The sequence below is a fragment of the Mariniphaga sp. genome (assembly GCF_041687215.1).
In the GTDB taxonomy this organism is placed as follows: Bacteria; Bacteroidota; Bacteroidia; order Bacteroidales; family Prolixibacteraceae; genus Mariniphaga.
The window spans coordinates 25,047-44,866 of sequence record NZ_JAWLCI010000042.1; the positions used below are offsets into that span (position 1 = coordinate 25,047).

At 43.5% G+C, this 19,820-nt stretch carries 18 protein-coding genes; 14 read left to right on the forward strand and 4 right to left on the reverse strand.

The window, feature by feature from the left end; all coding sequences use genetic code 11:
• Positions 1-369 precede the first annotated feature (369 nt).
• The 4 genes from metH to ACESMA_RS14280 all read right to left on the reverse strand — a co-directional run bounded on the left by metH (position 370) and on the right by ACESMA_RS14280 (position 6,435).
• Positions 370-4,038, reverse strand: a complete 3,669-nt coding sequence (metH, locus tag ACESMA_RS14265; protein ID WP_372949517.1) for a methionine synthase — start codon at positions 4,036-4,038, stop codon at positions 370-372.
• 63 nt (positions 4,039-4,101) lie between these two features.
• A complete protein-coding gene (locus tag ACESMA_RS14270) occupies positions 4,102-4,881 on the reverse strand; it encodes a UPF0280 family protein (RefSeq protein WP_372949518.1) in 780 nt (259 codons plus the stop codon).
• Entirely contained in the window at positions 4,878-5,288 is a 411-nt protein-coding gene (locus ACESMA_RS14275; protein WP_372949519.1) for an NIL domain-containing protein, read from the reverse strand. The genes ACESMA_RS14270 and ACESMA_RS14275 overlap by 4 nt, the downstream gene beginning before the upstream one ends.
• Positions 5,281-6,435 carry a homocysteine biosynthesis protein gene (locus tag ACESMA_RS14280; RefSeq protein WP_372949520.1) on the reverse strand — a complete coding sequence of 385 codons (1,155 nt, stop codon included), beginning with the start codon at positions 6,433-6,435 and terminating at the stop codon, positions 5,281-5,283. The genes ACESMA_RS14275 and ACESMA_RS14280 overlap by 8 nt, the downstream gene beginning before the upstream one ends.
• 115 nt (positions 6,436-6,550) lie before the next feature.
• Here ACESMA_RS14280 and ACESMA_RS14285 point away from each other — a divergent pair, with 115 nt between their 5' ends.
• From ACESMA_RS14285 to ACESMA_RS14350, 14 genes are all read left to right on the forward strand, one after another.
• Positions 6,551-7,921 carry a hypothetical protein gene (locus ACESMA_RS14285; protein WP_372949521.1) on the forward strand — a complete coding sequence of 457 codons (1,371 nt, stop codon included), beginning with the start codon at positions 6,551-6,553 and terminating at the stop codon, positions 7,919-7,921.
• Positions 7,922-7,962: 41 nt separating this feature from the next.
• Positions 7,963-8,118: a hypothetical protein gene (locus ACESMA_RS14290; protein WP_372949522.1), complete on the forward strand. Its 156-nt coding sequence runs from the start codon at positions 7,963-7,965 to the stop codon at positions 8,116-8,118.
• Between the two features lie 45 nt (positions 8,119-8,163).
• Positions 8,164-8,994 (forward strand): sugar phosphate isomerase/epimerase family protein, encoded by an 831-nt coding sequence (locus ACESMA_RS14295; RefSeq protein ID WP_372949523.1) that lies wholly within the window; start codon positions 8,164-8,166, stop codon positions 8,992-8,994.
• Position 8,995: 1 nt separating this feature from the next.
• Positions 8,996-10,165 carry a Gfo/Idh/MocA family protein gene (locus tag ACESMA_RS14300; RefSeq protein WP_372949524.1) on the forward strand — a complete coding sequence of 390 codons (1,170 nt, stop codon included), beginning with the start codon at positions 8,996-8,998 and terminating at the stop codon, positions 10,163-10,165.
• Between the two features lie 99 nt (positions 10,166-10,264).
• Positions 10,265-11,086: a 3-ketoacyl-ACP reductase gene (locus ACESMA_RS14305; RefSeq protein ID WP_372949525.1), complete on the forward strand. Its 822-nt coding sequence runs from the start codon at positions 10,265-10,267 to the stop codon at positions 11,084-11,086.
• A gap of 50 nt (positions 11,087-11,136) precedes the next feature.
• The gene (locus tag ACESMA_RS14310; RefSeq protein WP_372949526.1) at positions 11,137-11,625 is read left to right on the forward strand and encodes an RNA polymerase sigma factor; all 489 of its coding nucleotides are present in this window, start codon (positions 11,137-11,139) and stop codon (positions 11,623-11,625) included.
• Between the two features lie 6 nt (positions 11,626-11,631).
• Positions 11,632-12,312 carry a hypothetical protein gene (locus tag ACESMA_RS14315; RefSeq protein WP_372949527.1) on the forward strand — a complete coding sequence of 227 codons (681 nt, stop codon included), beginning with the start codon at positions 11,632-11,634 and terminating at the stop codon, positions 12,310-12,312.
• 68 nt (positions 12,313-12,380) lie between these two features.
• A complete protein-coding gene (glmM, locus tag ACESMA_RS14320; protein ID WP_372949528.1) occupies positions 12,381-13,763 on the forward strand; it encodes a phosphoglucosamine mutase in 1,383 nt (460 codons plus the stop codon).
• 170 nt (positions 13,764-13,933) lie between these two features.
• Positions 13,934-14,404, forward strand: coding sequence for a methylglyoxal synthase (locus ACESMA_RS14325; protein WP_372949529.1), 471 nt, complete (start codon positions 13,934-13,936; stop codon positions 14,402-14,404).
• Positions 14,405-14,527: 123 nt separating this feature from the next.
• On the forward strand, positions 14,528-15,622 hold the full coding sequence (locus ACESMA_RS14330) for a carbohydrate-binding family 9-like protein (RefSeq protein WP_372949530.1): 1,095 nt from the start codon (positions 14,528-14,530) through the stop codon (positions 15,620-15,622).
• A gap of 63 nt (positions 15,623-15,685) precedes the next feature.
• Positions 15,686-16,399 (forward strand): queuosine precursor transporter, encoded by a 714-nt coding sequence (locus ACESMA_RS14335; protein ID WP_372949531.1) that lies wholly within the window; start codon positions 15,686-15,688, stop codon positions 16,397-16,399.
• Between the two features lie 21 nt (positions 16,400-16,420).
• Positions 16,421-17,581 (forward strand): endonuclease/exonuclease/phosphatase family protein, encoded by a 1,161-nt coding sequence (locus ACESMA_RS14340; protein WP_372949532.1) that lies wholly within the window; start codon positions 16,421-16,423, stop codon positions 17,579-17,581.
• A 359-nt stretch (positions 17,582-17,940) separates the two neighbouring features.
• Positions 17,941-18,951 (forward strand): sensor histidine kinase, encoded by a 1,011-nt coding sequence (locus ACESMA_RS14345; RefSeq protein ID WP_372949533.1) that lies wholly within the window; start codon positions 17,941-17,943, stop codon positions 18,949-18,951.
• On the forward strand, positions 18,944-19,648 hold the full coding sequence (locus ACESMA_RS14350; protein WP_372949534.1) for a LytR/AlgR family response regulator transcription factor: 705 nt from the start codon (positions 18,944-18,946) through the stop codon (positions 19,646-19,648). Before ACESMA_RS14345 ends, ACESMA_RS14350 begins: the two co-directional genes overlap by 8 nt.
• Positions 19,649-19,820 lie beyond the last annotated feature (172 nt).

The window sequence follows — 19,820 nt, forward strand, 5'->3', positions numbered from 1 at the left end:
AAGTCATTAATGCAAGCTGTAAAATTGATTATTGCCAGTTGTATGATTTGTTTATTCCTGAATTTATTTTTCCAGAAATGATGTTACCAAAAATATCATTAAACAAAATTACTTCTATTATTAAAAACAAGGGTGCAAATATTGTCCGTTTGGGATAATATTCAGTTCTCCTTTAACCCGATTATTTTCGGGCATCGCTATTTTTAAAACTTAAAAGTTTGATTTTAGATTTTCAAGGTTCTGCATTAGTCATTCTGAAGTCATTCCGAAGTCATTCCGAATTTATTTCGGAATCTGTTACTGATAATGGGGATGCTGAAATGAATTCAGCATGACATATCATTAAATGAAATTTCCTGCGGTATTTTTCTATTTGTAATTCAAATTAGCTGGCAGGAATTTTTCGATAAACTCCACCGGTTTCCCTTTGCGGCGGGCATAATCGGTCACCTGGTCGCGGCCTACTTTCTCAAGACTGAAATAGCGCGATTCGGGATGCACAAAAAACTGCCCTGAAACCGAAGCATTGGGGTACATGGCAAAATGCTCTGTGAGTTTTATGCCCACCTCTTCTGCTCGTAAATAATCGAAAAGATTTTCTTTTTCCGAATGTTCGGGGCAGGCCGGGTAACCCAGCGCCGGACGGATGCCCTGGTAATTCACTTTCAGCAAATCGTCGTGCGACAGGTTTTCATCTGGCGCATAACCCCAGAACTCTTTTCTGACGCGCAAATGAAGCAGTTCGGCAAACGCTTCGCTCAAACGGTCGGCTAGTGCTTCCAGCATAATGGCTTTGTAATCGTTGAGGTCTTTCCTGAATTCATCCTTCCATGGTTCGATGCCAATTCCGGCAGTCGTGGCAAATCCCCCCACATAATCGGCTTTCCCCGATTCAACCGGCGCAACAAAATCAGACAGGCACAGGTTGGGCGAGTTTTCTTTTTTCTTTTCTTGTTGGCGAAGATGGTAAAAACGTCCGATTTCAGTTTGGCGGTTTTCATCTTTAAAAAGAACAACATCGTCGCCATCGGCATTGGCTGGCCAAATTCCAAAGGTGGCGTTGGCCTGTAACATTTTCTTTTCGATGATTTCGTCGAGAAGCTCGTTGGCTTCGGCATACAGTTTTTTGGCTGCCTCGCCCTGCTTTTCGTCGCTCAATATCTGCGGATAATGGCCTTTCATTCCCCAGGTAAGGAAAAAGAAAGTCCAGTCGATGTATTGCCGCAGCTCTTCCAACGGGTAATCTATCAGATGTTTTACGCCAATGAAATTGGGTTTGTACAGCGGCGTGTTGTTCCAGTCGATTTGCAGTTTATTGGCACGTGCTTCTTCCAGCCGCAGGTAATCTTTCGGTTTGCGTTGCCCCTGAAATTGCCTGATTTGTTCGTAATCCTCCTTTACCGACTGAATGTATTTTTCATTTTTTGCAATGAGGTTCGAAACCACGTTCACTGCCAGCGACGCATCTTTTACATGCACCACCGGATGCGAATATTCCGGTTCAATTTTCACCGCCGTATGAATTTTTGAAGTAGTGGCGCCACCAATCAGTAACGGCAGATTCATTTTCCGCCGTTCCATCTCTTTGGCTATGTCCACCATAATTTCCAAAGAAGGTGTAATCAGACCGCTCAGCCCAACAATATCGACCTTTTCTTTAATAGCTGTATCCAGAATTTTTTCAGTGGGGACCATCACGCCCAAATCAATTATATCGTAGTTGTTACAACCCAAAACCACGCCCACAATGTTTTTGCCGATGTCGTGCACATCGCCTTTTACCGTGGCCAGCAATACTTTCTTTTGTTTGGAAACGTCTTTCATTTTAGCCTTGTCGGCCTCGATGTAAGGAAGTAGGATGGCCACAGCTTTTTTCATTACGCGGGCTGATTTAATCACCTGTGGCAGAAACATTTTTCCGGAGCCAAACAGGTCGCCTACTACGTTCATCCCGTCCATCAGCGGCCCTTCGATGATGTTGAGCGCCGGCTGATATTTTTTCAACGCTTCGGCCATATCTTCATCCACAAAATCGGGAATGCCTTTTACCAGCGCATGTTCCAGTCGTTTTTCGAGGGCTTGTTCGCGCCATTCGTCTTTTTTTGCCTCTTTTTTGTCTCCCTGTTTCACCTGTTCGGCAAATTCCAGCAACCGTTCGGTGGCATCGGGCCGGCGGTTCAGAATCAGGTCTTCGGTTTTTTCCAGCAAGTCTTTGGGAATTTCATCGTAAATCTGCAACATGCCCGGGTTTACAATGCCCATGTCGAGGCCGGCACGGATGGCGTGGAACAGGAAAACCGAATGCATGGCTTCGCGCACCACATCGTTGCCACGGAATGAAAAGGAAACATTGCTGATACCGCCGCTGGTTTTGGCGTGCGGCAGGTTCTTCTTAATCCATTTGATAGTTTTGATAAAATCTACCGCATAGTTGTTGTGTTCCTCCATGCCGGTACCAATGGTCAGCACATTGGGGTCGAAAATGATATCCTGAGGCGGAAAGTTCACTTTTTCCGTCAAAATTTTATATGCCCGTTCGCAGATTTCAATGCGCCGTTCGTACGAATCGGCCTGGCCGGTTTCGTCGAAAGCCATTACAACTACCGCGGCGCCAAACCGCTTGATAGTCCGGGCCTGCTCAATAAAAATTTCTTCGCCTTCTTTTAAACTAATAGAATTTACAATGGCTTTTCCCTGTAAACATTTCAGACCGGCTTCAATTACTGTCCATTTCGAAGAATCAACCATTACCGGAAGTTTGGCAATGTCGGGTTCGGCCATCATCAGGTTCAGAAAGGTGACCATCTCTTTTTCAGCATCGAGCATGGCGTCGTCCAGGTTCACATCAATCACCTGTGCGCCGTTTTCCACCTGGTCGCGTGCAATGGCGAGCGCTTCTTCGTATTTTTTATCGCGGATGAGGCGTGCAAACTTGCGCGATCCGGAAACGTTGCACCGTTCACCGATATTCATGAAATTGGCTTCGGGTGTGAGTGTAACCGGCTCCATACCACTCAGCCGGGTGTTTTCATCTTTCGGTTGAATGTTGTGCGGTTTGGCTTTTTCAGCCAGTTTGGCAAATTCCCGGATGTGGTCGGGCGTGGTGCCACAGCAACCGCCAATAATGTTCACAAAACTGTGGTCGAGGTAATCTTTGATGTACCCGGCCATAATTTCCGGTGTTTCGTCGTAGCCGCCAAACTGGTTGGGCAGGCCGGCGTTGGGATGCGCGCTGATGTGAAATGGCGCTTTTTGCGAAAGCTCTTTCACGTAAGGGCGCAAATCAGAAGCACCCAGCGAGCAGTTCAGGCCAATGCTCAGCAAGTCGATGTGTGAAACAGAGTTCAGAAAAGCCTCCAGTGTTTGTCCGGAAAGGGTACGTCCGCTGGCATCGGTAATGGTTCCCGAAATCATGAGTGGCAACCGCATTTTTCGGGCTTCCAGCGCTTCCTCGATGGCAAAAATGGCCGCTTTGGCATTCAGCGTGTCGAAAATGGTTTCGATGAGCAGCAGGTCAATCCCGCCGTCGATGAGGCCTTCAATTTGTTCGCGGTAAGCTGTTTTTACCTCGTCGAACGTAACCGCCCGGTAACCGGGGTCGTTCACGTCGGGCGAAAGCGATAAGGTTTTGTTTGTCGGGCCCAGTGTTCCGGCCACAAACCGGGGTTTATCCGGATTTTGTTCCGTGAATTTGTCTGCTGCTTTCCGGGCAATTTCAGCTGAAGCTTTGTTCATTTCGTAAACCAAATGCTGTAAATTGTAATCAGCCTGCGAAATGCGGTTGGCGTTGAACGTGTTGGTGAGCAAAATATCTGCCCCGGCTTCCAGGTATTTGCAATGAATTTCTAAAATTACTTCCGGTTTTGTGAGCGAAAGAATGTCGTTGTTCCCTTTTTGGTCGTGCGAAGTATCTTTCAATAACTCCCCACGGTAATCTTCTTCCGAAAGTTTGTATTCCTGCAACAGCGAACCCATGGCGCCGTCCATCACCAGCACACGCGATTCCAGTTCTTTTTGAATATCTTTTTTATTTATCATTACAGCTATTTTGTTTTGCCTCTTGTCCCTCCCCGCCAGCTGGCGGGAGGTTAGGAGGGGCTTCTATTTTAAAATTTTTATTTCAAATTCCCCCCAAACTCCGATTTTGTCTTCGCAAATAATTAATAACGAAAGGATTTCGGGATACTTTTCTGCCTGATTAATAACCTTTTCCACATCATCCGGCGATTTTACCTTGTTGCCAAACGCTGTGGAAAAGGCATCTGCAACCAGTACATCTTTGGCAACTACCACAACCGCATCAGCTTTTCCGAAGCTCATTGACGGGCCAACTGTTCCGGCTGATGTGCATATTCCCAGAGGACTGTTTTGCGGCGTTATTTCCAGCCCGATTCTTTCTGATAACGGAGAATCACCTGCAAAAACCGAAAGAACGAGGTTTTTTTTCAGCAGCGCAAAAATGTCACCGCCGTTTTCAATAACCAACTCCTCAACCGAAAAGTTCTGAATAATTTCATTGCTTACTTCGCGGGCAAAGAGTCCTGCTACGGTTGACATGGGGCCAATGCCTGCTTTTTCGGCAACCTGTGCCATTTCAAAGGCTTCGTCCGGTGCGTTTTCAGCTGGTTGAAATGGTTTCAGGCTTTTTTTAAAAAAGGGTTCGGATTGAATGTAGCTTTCGAGTTTTTCGCGAAGCGATTCAATTTTTTTTAAGGCCACATCTTTCATCTCTGGTTTGAAAGATGCCGGATCAACGCCAATCCACAAATCAGTTTCCCGGTGTTTTACTTCGAATCCGGTAAAACGGGAAGTGTTAAACTGACTGCGGTAAGTTCGTTGTTCAAACTTTTGGCGAAGTAATTTTTCCAATTCCTGGTTCATCTGAAATCAATTTCAAAAAGGTGCAGCGGGCAGGCGGGAATGCACAATTCGCAAACCACGCACTTGTTTTTGTCGAACTCCAGTTTCCAGGTTTCCCGGTTCATGGTGAGTGCACCGGCAAAACACACCGCGGTACAGTTGCCGCAGTCAATGCATTTTTCTTCCTGAAAATGAATGCGCTTGTCCAGTGGTTCACAAATCACCTGGTGGTCGGTGAGGTATTGAACTCCCTTTTCAATATTTTCCTTTTTTCCCTGCAATTCCAGCAGCAAACTGCCGCGTTTGCCCGGGTAAACTTCGGCTTTCAGAATATTGATGCGGATGTCGTAGTCACGCACCAGGTGGTAACTCAGTGGTTTGTCGCCGCTCTCGGGCGGAAAGTTCAGTACATATCGTTTTTTAATCATGGTCCGCCTCCGTTTCTTTTAAACTGGTTAACGATGTATTTTGCGGGAAAAGCTGCACTGGTTGTGTTATTTCGAACCGGCCATTTTGTAGCCATTCTTTCAGTTCTGTCGCAATTTTCCGGGCTTTTGAAAGGCTCGAAACCGGAGCTGTGCGCACCTTTTTGCCTTTCACTTTAATGGAGCCCGATTGCAGTTCATGGTAAGTCACTTGTCCCAGCTTTGGCATACCTTCCGTTCCGTAATCGAGCACCGAGGTTTCAATCTGGCTGTTGGATATGGAAACCCGGAGTGCCATTTCTTCATCGAGAATGGGAATGGGAATTCCGATGCCAATGAACATGCTTACGCCATATTTTTCGTAGTACACCGCCTGCAGGTATTCCGGCGACATTTCCTTCAGGTTGCCGATAACAGCAATGGTAGCTGCGTTGGTCACCGGCACTCTGAATTCATTTTTGGGTTTGGTGGTGTGAAACTGTGTTCCGTTCCAAACCACAAAACCTTGTGCGCCGCCCAAAAAAATGCGTGTGCCAATGCCAATGGTGCGCAAATCGGGGTCGTTCAGTAACGGACTGAGTTCGCCCGAGGTGGAGTAGGTGGCGTTTCGCATTCCGGGAAGCAACGTTCCCATGTAAGTATGAATCATGTTTGTTGTGGTGTTCACCGCCACATTATAATTTTGATAGGCATTCCGCGGGTTAAACAACGTCAACTCGTTGATGGTGTTGATGTTAATTGATGTTTTTATGTATTTTCGTGGATAGCAGTCGGTGCCTTTGCCCCAGGCTTCCAGAATTACGTCTTTTCCTTCCAGCAAATCCTGAATAACATGCGCACCACCGTAGGAAGGATTGTCAGGATCGCATGCTGTGGCGCCAATGTAGCTGTCAACAGCAGCAAGTCCTTCGTAGCAGGGCACGCCATTCAGTCTGATTTTTTCCATACGAATGGGCGGGCTGGCATGACCAAAATTGATGATGGCGCCCGAAGAACACATGGCGCCAAAAGTAGCCGTGGTTACCACATCCACTTTTTCGGCAATTTCAGCCGGACTGGCATGTTCAGCCATTTTAGTAACTTCTTCGGCAGTGAGCACAACGGCTTTCCCCTGCTTCAGTTTTTGATTAATTTCTGCGTAGGTTTTCATTTTCGACATGTAATAAATTGCAATGAAAATTCGACATTCTGCAAATTTAGCTCAAATAACCTCAATTTTTTTAACCATTCTGCTAATTTTACGTGCCTAAAAGAGAAACAGCAAAATGATTAACATTGATTTTCAAATTCAACCGGAAGATTTAAAGAAAAAACTTGAATTATTTTGGGAGCTTTCGGCTGAAAAAATTAAACACATCGACAAAATTTACGATTCATCTAAAGGATCGCCTGTTTTTACGGTTGACGGAAAATACACTACCCGCGGCTGGACCGAATGGACGCAGGGATTTCAATTTGGTTCTTCCATTTTGCAATTCGATGCCACAGGGGATTCATATTTCCTGGAAACTGGCAGGAAAGCCACGCTGCAAAAAATGGCGCCGCACGTGAGCCACACCGGAGTTCACGATCACGGCTTTAACAACCTGAGCACCTACGGAAATTTACTTCGGCTGATGAATGAAGGTAAAATTCCGTTCAATGAATGGGAAAAGCATTTTTACGAACTGGCCCTGAAAATCTCTGGTGCGGTGCAGGCCGGCCGCTGGACAAAAATTAAAGACGGCGGGTTTATTTATTCATTTAACGGACCACATTCACTGTTTGTGGATACCATCCGTTCATGCAGGATATTGGTTGCTTCCCATATCCTTGGACACGTTTTGCAAAGCGAAAACGATGAAAAAATTTCCCTGTTGGAAAGAGCCGTTCAACACATTTCGGCTACCGCAAAGTACTCCGTGTTTTACGGCGAAGGTCGCGACCGATTCGATGTTTGGGGTCGAACAGCGCACGAGAGTATTTTCAATGTGAACGATGGAAATTTCAGGTGCCCCAATTCACAGCAGGGCTACACCGGCTTTTCTACCTGGACTCGCGGACTGGCATGGGCGATGCTCGGTTTTGCCGAAGAACTGGAAGCTTTTCAGCAAATTAGTGAAAAGGAGTTCGAGTCGTTTGGCGGAAAAGAAGAAACAGACCGGATGATGCTAAAAGCTGCCCGGGCAACCTGCGATTTTTATATTGAAAACACGCCGGTTGATGGTATTCCTTACTGGGATACCGGCGCACCAAATCTGCACAAACTGGGCGATTATCTGAACAGGCCGGCCGACCCCTACAATGCCTGGGAACCAGTTGACAGTTCGGCGGCTGCCATTGGTGCACAGGGACTTTTACGTTTGGGAAAATTTCTGAAAGAAAAAAATGAACCGGAGGCGGGCGAAAAATACTGGCAGGCAGGATTAACAGTAATGAACACGCTGCTTGATTATCCGTACCTGAGTACCAACCCGCGCCACCAGGGATTAATCCTGCACAGCATTTATCATCAGCCAAACGGATGGGACCATGTGCCTGCCAAACAGAAAATTGCCTGCGGAGAATCGTCCATGTGGGGCGATTACCATGCCAGGGAGGCAGCGTTGTACTTGCAGCGGGTAAATAATGCGGAGGAATATTTGACGTTTTTTTAAAAGCCGCATGTAAGTCACATAGATAATAATTTTTTTAAAAAATGCGTAAATCTGAAAATCATAATAGTTCAAAAGGCAGGTTGGCCGAATTGGAAAAAGAAGAAATGGAGTCGATTGAAAGAGGGTTACAAGATTTAAAAGAGGGACGGATTCATTCGCATGAAACTGCCCGTAAAATCTATGAGAAATATTTATAATCCACTTAACAACAAGCAAAATCCGAAAAAACTAAAGCAACTTTAATGGCAACAGAATTAAAAGATTTTTCAAAACTGTGTGTACACACGCTTACAACAAAACCCTGGAATTTAAAGCAATGCATCAAAAACTTTAGTGCAGCCGGAATCCATGGAATAACCATCTGGCGGAATGTACTTGAAGGACAGAATTTAAGCAGTGTTCGTGAAATGCTGAACGACTATGATTTGGAGATTGTTTCGGTGGCCCGGGGTGGTTTTTTCCCCTCGGTAAAAAAAGAGAAAAGGCAGGCTGCTATTGACGATAACCTGTGGGCAATAGACCAGGCTTTTCTGGTTCGGGCGCCGGTTTTGGTATTGGTATGTGGTGCAGACCCAAAACAATCGCTGGAAAAATCAAGGGAACAGATTAAGGAAGGAATTTTGCGCATTTTGCCACAAGCCAAAAATGCAGGCGTAAAGTTGGCTATCGAGCCGCTCCATCCCATGTATGCCGGCGATCGCTCTGCCATTAATTCGCTGGAACAGGCCAACCAAATGGCTGAAGAAATCAATTCGGAATTTGTAGGTGTGGCAGTTGATGTTTATCATCTGTGGTGGGACAATAATTTGCAGCGGGAAATTCAGCGGTGTGGACAAAACGGAAACCTGTTTGCTTTTCATGTGTGCGACTGGAATGTGCCCACCAGAGATTTTGTGAACGATCGCGGTTTGATGGGCGACGGATGCATCAATGTTCCACAAATACGTGGCTGGATGGAAGATGCCGGATTTTCCGGGTACAATGAAGTGGAAATTTTTTCGGATAAATACTGGGCAATGGATCAAAAAACGTATCTTGAAAAAATAAAAAATGCTTATTTAAATTACACCTGAAATGACAATTCACAAAGTAGGAATAATAATGAACGGCGTAACCGGCCGTATGGGAACCAATCAGCACCTGATGCGTTCCATTGTTGAAATTATTAAACAGGGAGGCGTACAGGTTAGCCCTTCGGAATTTATTGTACCCGACCCGGTTTTGATTGGCCGCAATGAAATCAAGCTGAAAAAACTGGCTGAAATGTCGGGGGTTGAAAAATGGACTACTGATTTGGATTCAGTGCTGAACGATAAAGCTTATACCGTTTATTTCGATGCCCAGACAACCGGCCGCCGCGCCGATGCAGTAATAAAAGCGGCCAAAGCCGGAAAACATATTTACTGCGAAAAGCCGGTGGCAACCGATACTGAAACTGCTATGGAACTTTACAGGGTTTGTGAAGAAGCAGGTGTAAAACACGGCGTGGTGCAGGATAAACTCTGGCTTCCCGGCCTCATCAAACTTAAAAGATTGATGGAAAACGGTTTCTTCGGAAAAATTCTATCGGTGCGAGGCGAATTCGGGTACTGGGTTTTCGAGGGACATACTGTTCCGGCGCAGCGGCCAAGCTGGAATTACCGGAAGGAAGACGACGGCGGCATTATTGTGGACATGCTCTGTCACTGGCGTTACGTGCTCGATAATTTATTTGGAAAGGTGAAAGGTGTATTTTGCTTGGGTGCCACGCACATTCCCGAGCGGGTTGACGAGCAGGGAAAACCTTATGAATGTACTGCCGACGATTCTGCCTACGCCACTTTCGAACTGGAAAACGATGTAATTGCACATTTTAATTCTTCGTGGGTAACGCGCGTGCGCCGCGATGATTTGCTTACCCTGCATGTGGACGGTACCAAAGGCTCTGCCGTGGCCGGTTTGCGTGAATGCTGGACACAACACTATGGAAATACCCCGAAACCGGTCTGGAATCCGGATATTCAGCAACCTATAAACTTTTTCGAAGGCTGGAGCAAAGTGCCGGAACAGGAACATTACGACAATGCATTTAAAGCGCAATGGGAACTTTTTTTGAAGCATGTGGTTAAAAATGATCCTTTCCCGTGGAACCTGCTCGAGGGGGCCAAAGGGGTTCAACTGGCCGAAAAAGGTCTGGAAAGCTGGGAAAAGAAAACATGGGTGGAAGTAAGCCCCCTTCTTATTCCCCCGAAGGGGGAAAGATAGGAAAAGCACAAATGCCCGACCTTCTCTGCCAAAATGCAGAAAGGAGAAAAGACTCTTTCAAACCTCCACAAATGTAAGGGAGGATAAAAGGTGAAAATTATGATTAAAAAAACCAATTTTGCAGATAATAAAAAGTCCCCCACCGGGGGATTTAGGGGGCTGGCACTTATCACCGGCGGTTCGCGTGGCATTGGGCTTGGCATTGCCAAAGAACTGGCCAATGCCGGGTTTAACCTGGCTATTAACGGAGTGAGGCCACAGGAATCAGTTCAGAATATTTTAAATGAACTGAGTGAATTTGGTGTGGAAGTAGTTTATGCCCGGGGAGATGTTTCGAATAAGGAAGACCGGGAACAAATTTTCCAAACGGTAATTGACAAGTTCGGACAGCTAAACGTTCTGGTGAACAATGCCGGTGTGGCGCCACGTGAACGAAAAGATATACTGGAAGCTTCTGAAGAAATTTTCGATGAGGTGCTGAATATCAACCTGAAAGGTCCTTATTTTCTGACTCAAATTTTTGCCAGCCACATGGCGGAAATCAAAAAAGAAAATCCTGAATTTGAATGTTGCATCATCAATGTTTCATCGGTTTCGGCAACTGTGGCTTCAACAAACCGGGGCGAATACTGCATTTCAAAAGCAGGAATTGCCATGGCTACAAAACTTTGGGCTGCCCGTTTAGGCGAATTTGACATTCCGGTTTACGAAATTCAGCCCGGAGTGATTGCAACCGACATGACAGCCGGCGTTACTGAAAAATACGACAGGTTGTTTAACCAGGGGCTAACCATTCAAAAACGCTGGGGAATGCCTGAAGATGTTGGTAAAGTAGCCATGGCCATGGCCACCGGATTGTTGCCATATTCCACAGGCCAGGTGGTAATGGTTGACGGCGGGATGACCACTCAAAGATTATAAATGAAGTTTGTTGTAATTTTTTCCCCGGCAGTTTTACCAATAATTTAATTTTGGAAAAGGAATTTTTACACATCATCCGCGAAAATCAGGGCATCATCCACAAGGTTTGCAACATGTACTGCGATGCCGAAGAAGATCGGAATGATCTTTTTCAGGAAATTATTGCCCAGTTGTGGAAGTCGTATCCCACTTTTCGGAGTGAATCGAAAGTGACAACATGGATGTACCGGGTAGGATTAAATACAGCCATTACATCCTTCAAAAAAAATAAACGGCGACCTGACCAAAACCGTTTGTCGTTTGAAAATTTTCAGGTGGCCGATGAAAACCACGAAGCTGAAACGGAAGAAAACATTAAACTCCTGCACCGCGCTGTTGCCCAACTCACAGGTATTGAAAAATCGATAATCCTGTTATTTCTCGAAAACAAAAAGTACGAAGAAATTGCAGAAATAACCGGCATTACCCAGAATTATGTGCGGGTAAAAATGAACAGGATTAAAAAGAAACTGAAAATTCTGATGGATAAGGAGGAATAGGGAGATATGGAACTAAAAGATTTAAAAAAAACATGGGAACAACTTTCGTCCCGCAAAGAGTTGGATGAAGACCAGATTAGGGAGATGCTCCGGCACAGAACAAGCAATTTGATCGACCGGATTGACCGGAATGTTCGTATTGGTTTTGTTGTACTTTTTGTACTGATTGTTTTATTCATTCTCGATGATTTTGTATTTGCTCCCATGCTGTTAAAAGAAGTTTCAGCAGATATTGTAATTCCTGGATGGCTGATGTTTACAAGTGTTTTTGCCAACACGCTCATTATTACAACATTTATCTATTTTGTTATTCAATATTACCGGGTGAAAAAAAGTTGCGATATTTCCTGTAACCTCAAAGAAACCCTGGTGAAAATAATAGGCACCCTGCGCATATACAAACGCTTATTCTACCTGGCTCTGATTATTTTAACCATTTCACTGATTTTGCAGTTCATTTCGGGCCTGTTTACAGGAATGCACGAAGGTCTGGAACAAAAGGGAATTTTACCGGCAGATGTGCCACTTGGCAAATGGTTTTTGGTTGCAGTCATTGGGTTAATTGTTTTAATTATTACTGTTGGCGGCATTTATCTGCTCATGCGCTGGGGATTCCGCCGGCTTTACGGAAATTACATCAGCAAACTAAAACAAAACCTTAGCGAGTTGAACGAAATCGACAATTAATACCAAAAATGTGACTTCATCTTCCAAAGGGTTATTATTTTTGTTTCTTCAAACTCAATCATGATAAAATGACACTCATAAAATCTATTTCAGGAATTCGTGGTACCATTGGCGGAAAACCGGGCGAAGGGCTCAGTCCGCTCGATGTGGTTAAATTTACCGCAGGATACGCCGCCTGGGCCAAACAAAATTCGCAAAACGAAAAACTCAAAATAGTCGTGGGGCGCGATGCCCGCATTTCAGGCGAAATGGTAAGCTCGCTCGTTGTTGCAACACTTGTGGGAATGGGCTGCGATGTGGTGAACATTGGCCTGGCTACCACACCAACCACCGAAATTGCCGTAACCGAAGAACATGCCGATGGCGGCTTGATTCTCACGGCCAGTCACAATCCGAAACAGTGGAACGCCCTGAAACTGCTCAATTCGAAAGGAGAGTTTCTGAATGCCGATGAAGGGTCAAAAGTGCTGGAACTGGCAGAAAAGGGTGATTTTTGTTTTGCTGAAGTGGATGATCTTGGCGCGGTTACTGAAAAAGATTACACCACCATTCACATTCAAAAAGTGTTGGGATTGAAACTGGTTGATAAAACCGCCATTGAAGCTGCCGGATTTTCAGTAGCTGTGGATGCCGTGAATTCAGTTGGCGGAATTGCCATGCCGGCATTACTTAAAGCGTTGGGTGTGCGAAACGTGGTGGAAATCAACTGCGAACCAACCGGGCATTTTGCGCACACACCGGAACCCATTCCCGAAAACCTGGTGGAAACTTCAGAAATTATCAAAAAAAGCAATGTGGATTTAGGTTTTGTGGTGGACCCGGATGTGGACCGCCTGGTGATTATTAACGAGGATGGCAGCATGTTCAGCGAGGAATATACACTGGCCGCCGTTAGCGATTATGTGCTGAGCCAAACCCCCGGGAACACCGTTTCCAACCTTTCGTCGAGCCGGGTGCTACGCGATGTAACTGAAAAATACGGACAGAAATATACTGCCGCGGCTGTTGGCGAAGTCAACGTGGTGGCCAAAATGAAGGAAACCAACGCGGTTATTGGCGGCGAAGGAAACGGCGGCGTCATTTATCCAGCCAGCCATTACGGACGCGACGCACTGGTTGGTGCTGCACTGTTTCTCACCCATCTGGCTAAAACAGGTAAAAAATGTTCCGAATTGCGAAAAACCTATCCCGACTATTTCATGTCGAAAAATAAAATTGAACTTACCCCGGAAATTGATGTGGGCGGTATTCTTTTAAAAATGAAAGATAAATATGCCCATGAGCAGGTAACCGACATTGACGGCGTAAAAATCGATTTTGCCGATTCGTGGGTGCATTTGCGCAAATCGAATACCGAGCCGATCATCCGCATCTATTCCGAAGCAAAATCGGCGAAGGAAGCAGACAACCTGGCTCAAAAAATGATTGAAGAAATCGAATCTTTCATTTAGAAACATTCACTTAACAATTCGTTATCATTAAACTGCCGAAAATTAAGATTTAAATAAGTTTTTGTTATACAGCAAGTTACTACTTTGGCCTTTTGAGAATGTAGTTTATCTTTGTCGTGAAAACCGGAAATAAATGCCTTTAAACATTTGTTTCCCTAAAACTTGAAGTTATGAAAAAGAAAAAAAATATAGCCATTGTAGCACACGACAACCGCAAAAAAGATATTATTGAATGGGCCGAATACAACTGGAAAGAACTGGTTCCGCATGATTTAATCTGCACCGGCACTACCGGGAAGTTAATTGAAGAAGCTCTTACCTTAAAATGTATGGAAGAAAACGTGGTTCCCCCAACAGTAACCCGTCTGAAATCGGGCCCGCTGGGTGGCGACCAGCAACTGGGTGCATTAATTACTGAAGGCGCTGTGGATATCCTGATATTTTTCTGGGACCCCATGCAGCCACAACCCCACGACGTGGATGTAAAAGCGCTCCTTCGAATCACGGTTTTGTACAATATTCCAACCGCATCAAACCGTTCCACTGCCGATTTTATTGTATCGTCAAGTCTATTTCACGAAAGTTATCAGCCCATTCTGAAAGATTATTCGGGTTACATTTCCCGTGACGTTGATATGTAAATCTGAAAAATTGTAAACTGTTCGTTTTTGATAAAAAGTTGCCTCAACCGGAAGGAATTTTTGTTTTTTTGTAGTGGTTTATTTTTAGGCAGACAGACTGCAGCATATTACAAAAATTGAAAAATGAGAATTGCCGGTTTATTCGTATTACTGTTTCTTGTCATTTTAGCTGATTTTCAAGGAAAAGCCCAAAATATTTTTGAAGGCTGGGAACACCTTTTTCAGCCCAAAAAAAATTATGTGGTTTATAAAACTCCTGAAAAAATTGCAATTGATGGAAAAGCCAACGAGATTTCCTGGGAGAGAGCGCAGTGGACCGATTTGTTTGTTGACATTGAAGGTGAAAACAAAGAATTGCCAACCTGGTCAACAAAAATTAAAATGTTGTGGGATGATAAAAACTTATACATTCTTGCCGAACTGACCGAACCGCACATTTGGGCCTATTACACAAAACACGACCAGATTGTTTATCACGAAAATGATTTTGAAATTTTTATCGACCCCAACCGGAATATACACGAATATTTTGAATTTGAAATCAATGCGCAAAATACCTTGTTCGATTTGTTTATGACCAAACCTTACCGAAACGGGGGAATTCCGCTGATTTCATGGAATGCGAATGGTTTCCGCAGTGCGGTGCATTTGAATGGAACATTAAATCAGCCCAACGATACCGATAAAAGCTGGACGATTGAAATGGCCATCCCGTTTCACGATTTGAGGTTGGGAGTTCATACTCAAAAGCCCGAAAACGGAACGTATTGGAGCATCAATTTTTCGCGGGTGCAATGGCAAACCGATGTTATTGACGGGAAATATGTTCGGAAGAAGGATGAAACAACAGGCCGGATTCTGCCCGAAAACAACTGGGTCTGGAGTCCGGCAGGGGTAATCAATATGCATTTCCCCGAACGCTGGGGAATCCTTCAGTTTTCAACCTTTAACGCTGGTGAAAAAGTTGCGGAGTTTATTTTGCCTCCCGAAGAAAAATACCTCGACTACCTTTGGTTGCTGTACTACAAACAATCCCAATTTAGGGGCGAAAATAAAACCTTTGCAAAAACGCTGGAGGAGCTGGATTTTCCGGCAAACTCCGAAAAGGATGTTGTTATTGAAATGCAGGCAACCCGTAACCAGTTTTTTGCTGAATTGAAAACTGATGAAGGGTTGAAACTGACCATCAACCACGAAGGAAGGATTTCTAAAAATTAGTTACATTTGCGCCCGAAAAAATAATTACAAACTTTCGCAGGTGGCATCACCCTGCGGCTAAAAATGAAAAAAATGCAAAATGAATTGTTATGGCTGGCTATGCTGCTGGCAAATTTCCTGCTCATAATTTTCGCATACAAACTGTTTGGTAAATGGGGTCTAATTATGTGGATTCCCGTTTCGGTGATTGTGGCCAACATCCAGGTAGTGCAAACGGTAAAGTTATTCGGACTGGCCGCCACGCTGGGCAACATCGTATATGCCACTTCGTTTCTGGTAACCGACATTCTTTCTGAAAATTACGGGAAACAGGAGGCCAAAAAAGCAGTGTGGATTGGCTTTTTTAGTCTCATTTCCATGACACTACTGATGAATCTCGCCTTGTACTTTAAACCATTGGAAGGTGATGAATTTTCACTAATTACCCACGAAGCCACCAGTACCATTTTTAAATTAATGCCCCGCATTGCCGTGGCAAGTTTAATTGCCTACTTGCTTTCTCAGCGCCACGATGTGTGGGCGTTTCACCTTTGGAAGAAACGTTTTCACAAGGAAAACCAACTTTGGTTGCGCAATAATCTTAGTACTATGGTTTCGCAATTGATTGACAGTTCGGTTTTTGTTTTCATCGCTTTTTACGGTGTTTTTGAAACTGCTGTGCTGTTCGAAATCTTTATCACTACCTATTTTTTAAAATGGATTGTAGCTGCAGCCGACACGCCTTTTGTTTACTGGGCACGGCGGATTTTTAAGAAAGGCAGTTACTGGATGGAGTGATTGATACAAAAATTCAAAACCATGAAACAGTTTACATTCACCATTATTTTTTTAGCCTTTTTACTTTCAGGCTGCCGGACGGAACAAAAATCAACAACCGTTCGCTTCGCCACCTTTAATGTGGCTTTTTACAGAGATGAAGGAGGGCGGCTCCAAAAAGACCTTGAAAAAGGAGACGATGAACAAGTTAAAATTATTGCTGAAATCATTCAGCGTGTAAGGCCCGATGTACTGGCACTGCAGGAGTTTGATTTTAATGAGGCAGGCAAAAACCTGGAACTCTTTCAAGAAAATTATCTCAGTAAATCGTTTAATGGTTCAGGACCCATTCATTATCCGTATGTTTTGGCCTTTCGTTCCAATACCGGAGTTCCATCGGGCCTTGACCTGAACAACGACGGAGAAACCAATACACCGGAGGATGCTTTTGGCTATGGTGTTTATCCCGGACAGTATGCATTTGCCATTTTGTCGAAATATCCACTGGTAACGGATAGTTTAGTCACTTTCCGGGAGTTTTTATGGAAAGATATGCCCGGCGCCCATCTGCCGGTTGATGAAGACAGCACTTCGTGGTATTCCCAGGAAGTTTTGGAGATTTTCCGGTTGTCGAGCAAAAATCATGTGGATATTCCTGTAACTATCCATGGAAAAACAATTCACGTGCTGATGGCTCATCCCACACCTCCGGGATTTGATGGAGATGAAGACCGCAACGGCAAACGCAATCACGATGAGATTCGGCTTTTTGCCGATTACATTTCTCCTGAAGAAGGAGATTATTTGTACGACGATAATGGCAATCCGGCCTCGCTGAATCAATACAGTTCATTTGTTATTTTGGGCGACATGAACGCCGATCCTTTTGGTGGCAATAGTTTCAGAGATGCCATCAACCTTTTGCTGGAGCATCCCCGCGTTCATCCGGAACCCGCCACTGGTAAATTGGTTCCGTCGAGCGAGGGAAGCAAAACCTGGCATGAAGAGAATCCGAACGACAGCCACCCGGAGCATAAAACGGCTGTATTCAACCGGCGGGTTGATTACGTTTTGCCGTCGGCCGATTTGCAACCACTCGAAAGCGGTGTTTTCTGGTTCGCTCCATCCGATTCGTTGTCGTACCTCACAACCGGCCGCGAAGGTTCCGACCACCGTTTGGTGTGGGTGGATGTTAGTTGGTAAAGAACTGTCAACTTCCTGAATACAAGAGGCTGTTCAGGAAGTGGAACGAGTTTTCGTATCCCGGCAAAGGCTTCCCCGCAAAACAGATAGAATTCCATTAAAAAAGCCTGATACCTCTGTATCAGGCTGTATTAATGTGCTAAATCTATCGTATGGAACAATAAATTTCTATATAATTTACCCGCAAGATAGTTTAGAATATTCGTCAGGTAAAATATTTTCGACTGACTACTTAAAATCCTGGTTGAATAGCCAGATAAGATTATTTACTGTTGTTCGACCTGTTTATTCTGTTATTTATCGATTCCAAATAAACATTTCAAAAAAGGCAACTATCTTCGTTATAATATAGTTATTGCATGGTCCGACTATTAAAACGAACAAACAGAGAATACCTGTTTTTAGGCATTTTCATAGCATTATTAATTTTCCTGGATATTTTTGATAAAAATGAACCGGGTTTGCAGTGGCATAAAATTGTTTATAAACTCAATTACATTTTTGCTGCACTTACTGTAAATTATTACCTGCTCCCACGCTATTTTTATGCTAAAAAGTATGGTGCGTTTGTGTTTTGTTTTATAATTGTACTTGCGGCAGTTGTTATTATTGATGAATATCTTGTGGAATGGCTGTTTTATCGCAACTCACCACGATATGAAAACGTTTTGTATTTAATGACACTGATCCAAAGTCTGCCTACAATTTTGCTCATAATTGGTTTTAAATTTGCGTGGGTCGCCACTCAAAAACAACAAAAAATCGACTCTTTAAAAAGGATGGTTGCAGAAAGTGAATTACAGTTTTTAAATTCGCAAATCAATCCTCATTTCCTTTTTAATAATCTAAACAACCTGTATGCTTTTGCGCTGGAGAATTCACCCAAAACGCCTGAAATTATCCTTCAATTATCCTCTATTTTAAGGTATATGTTATATGATTGCCGGGATAAAACTGTATTGTTAAGCAAGGAATTAGATAATTTGAATGATTATATAGAACTTAGCAAGCTACAGTTGGGCGATGAAGGGAGAGTTACTTTTAATGTTGAGGGTGACCCGGGAACTTTACGAATTGCTCCCCTTATTCTTATGGTTTTTGTTGAAAACGCTTTTAAACATGCGCCTGCCAGTCAGCTCAGCGATGTTCAAATTAATATTTCGGTAAAAGTTTTAAATAATACCTTATCTTTTTATTGCGAAAACAATTATTCAGGGCAAACCAATACAGATAACCTGAGTAATGGAATTGGATTAAAAAATGTGAAGGGACGTTTGGATTTGAGTTATCCGGATAAGTACAAGCTAACTATTGAGACGAAGAACAATTGGTATAAAGTTTTTTTTAAAATCGATTTATCAGATGATTAGTTGCATTGTAATAGAAGACCAGAAGCCGGCCCGCAGAATTCTGCAAAAATACATTGGCGATATAAATGAGTTGGATCTAAAGGGGGTGTTTTCAAATGCCCTGGATGCCATGGAGTATTTACGTAATCATCAAATTGATTTGATATTTCTTGACATTCATTTGCCCAAGCTCTCGGGCATCGATTTTTTAACCGTATTAAACAAGAAACCTTTCGTTATCATAACTACAGCTTTTCCTGATTATGCCCTGCAGGGTTATGAACTTGAGGTGGTGGATTACCTTTTAAAACCTTTCTCTTTTGAACGCTTTTTAAAAGCTGTTTTAAAGGTGGAGGGTTTAGCTGAAAGCAATTCCATATTCGCCGAAAGTAAAATCCCGGAAAGCATTTTAATAAAAATGGGATACGATTTTGTTAAAATTCAATTTAATGATATTACACATATTCAGGCAGATGGAGACTATTCAATCATATTCTGTAAAAACAGAAAACACCATGTTTCTTATTCTTTAAAATACTGGAAAGATAACTTACCTATTAATCAATTCATTCAGGTTCATCGTTCCTATATTGTTAATCTGCAACTTGTAAATAAATTTTCCTCCACCCAAATTGAAATAGAAAAAGCTATAATTCCACTTGGCAGAGTTTATAAAAAGAAATTTCAATTGTGGATAAATAAAGAGGGAAAAAACTGACGAACTGTGTGAAAAAACCGACTGCTCTAGAAAAGATGCCAGAAAGTTGTTCGAACTACCTGAAAAACGTTCTGTGAAATTCTTTGATTTTTGAATACATTTGAAACGTAAAAACAAAAACGATTTGAGAATTCAATTTCAATTGGGTAATAGTGGTTATATTTGTTTTTAA

Coding starts and splice junctions, on each gene's coding strand:
- metH (WP_372949517.1), bottom strand. CDS start 4,038: ATGATAAATAAAAAAGATATTCAAAAAGAACTGGAATCGCGTGTGCTG.
- ACESMA_RS14270 (WP_372949518.1), bottom strand. CDS start 4,881: ATGAACCAGGAATTGGAAAAATTACTTCGCCAAAAGTTTGAACAACGA.
- ACESMA_RS14275 (WP_372949519.1), bottom strand. CDS start 5,288: ATGATTAAAAAACGATATGTACTGAACTTTCCGCCCGAGAGCGGCGAC.
- ACESMA_RS14280 (WP_372949520.1), bottom strand. CDS start 6,435: ATGAAAACCTACGCAGAAATTAATCAAAAACTGAAGCAGGGGAAAGCC.
- ACESMA_RS14285 (WP_372949521.1), top strand. CDS start 6,551: ATGATTAACATTGATTTTCAAATTCAACCGGAAGATTTAAAGAAAAAA.
- ACESMA_RS14290 (WP_372949522.1), top strand. CDS start 7,963: ATGCGTAAATCTGAAAATCATAATAGTTCAAAAGGCAGGTTGGCCGAA.
- ACESMA_RS14295 (WP_372949523.1), top strand. CDS start 8,164: ATGGCAACAGAATTAAAAGATTTTTCAAAACTGTGTGTACACACGCTT.
- ACESMA_RS14300 (WP_372949524.1), top strand. CDS start 8,996: ATGACAATTCACAAAGTAGGAATAATAATGAACGGCGTAACCGGCCGT.
- ACESMA_RS14305 (WP_372949525.1), top strand. CDS start 10,265: ATGATTAAAAAAACCAATTTTGCAGATAATAAAAAGTCCCCCACCGGG.
- ACESMA_RS14315 (WP_372949527.1), top strand. CDS start 11,632: ATGGAACTAAAAGATTTAAAAAAAACATGGGAACAACTTTCGTCCCGC.
- glmM (WP_372949528.1), top strand. CDS start 12,381: ATGACACTCATAAAATCTATTTCAGGAATTCGTGGTACCATTGGCGGA.
- ACESMA_RS14325 (WP_372949529.1), top strand. CDS start 13,934: ATGAAAAAGAAAAAAAATATAGCCATTGTAGCACACGACAACCGCAAA.
- ACESMA_RS14330 (WP_372949530.1), top strand. CDS start 14,528: ATGAGAATTGCCGGTTTATTCGTATTACTGTTTCTTGTCATTTTAGCT.
- ACESMA_RS14335 (WP_372949531.1), top strand. CDS start 15,686: ATGAAAAAAATGCAAAATGAATTGTTATGGCTGGCTATGCTGCTGGCA.
- ACESMA_RS14340 (WP_372949532.1), top strand. CDS start 16,421: ATGAAACAGTTTACATTCACCATTATTTTTTTAGCCTTTTTACTTTCA.
- ACESMA_RS14345 (WP_372949533.1), top strand. CDS start 17,941: ATGGTCCGACTATTAAAACGAACAAACAGAGAATACCTGTTTTTAGGC.
- ACESMA_RS14350 (WP_372949534.1), top strand. CDS start 18,944: ATGATTAGTTGCATTGTAATAGAAGACCAGAAGCCGGCCCGCAGAATT.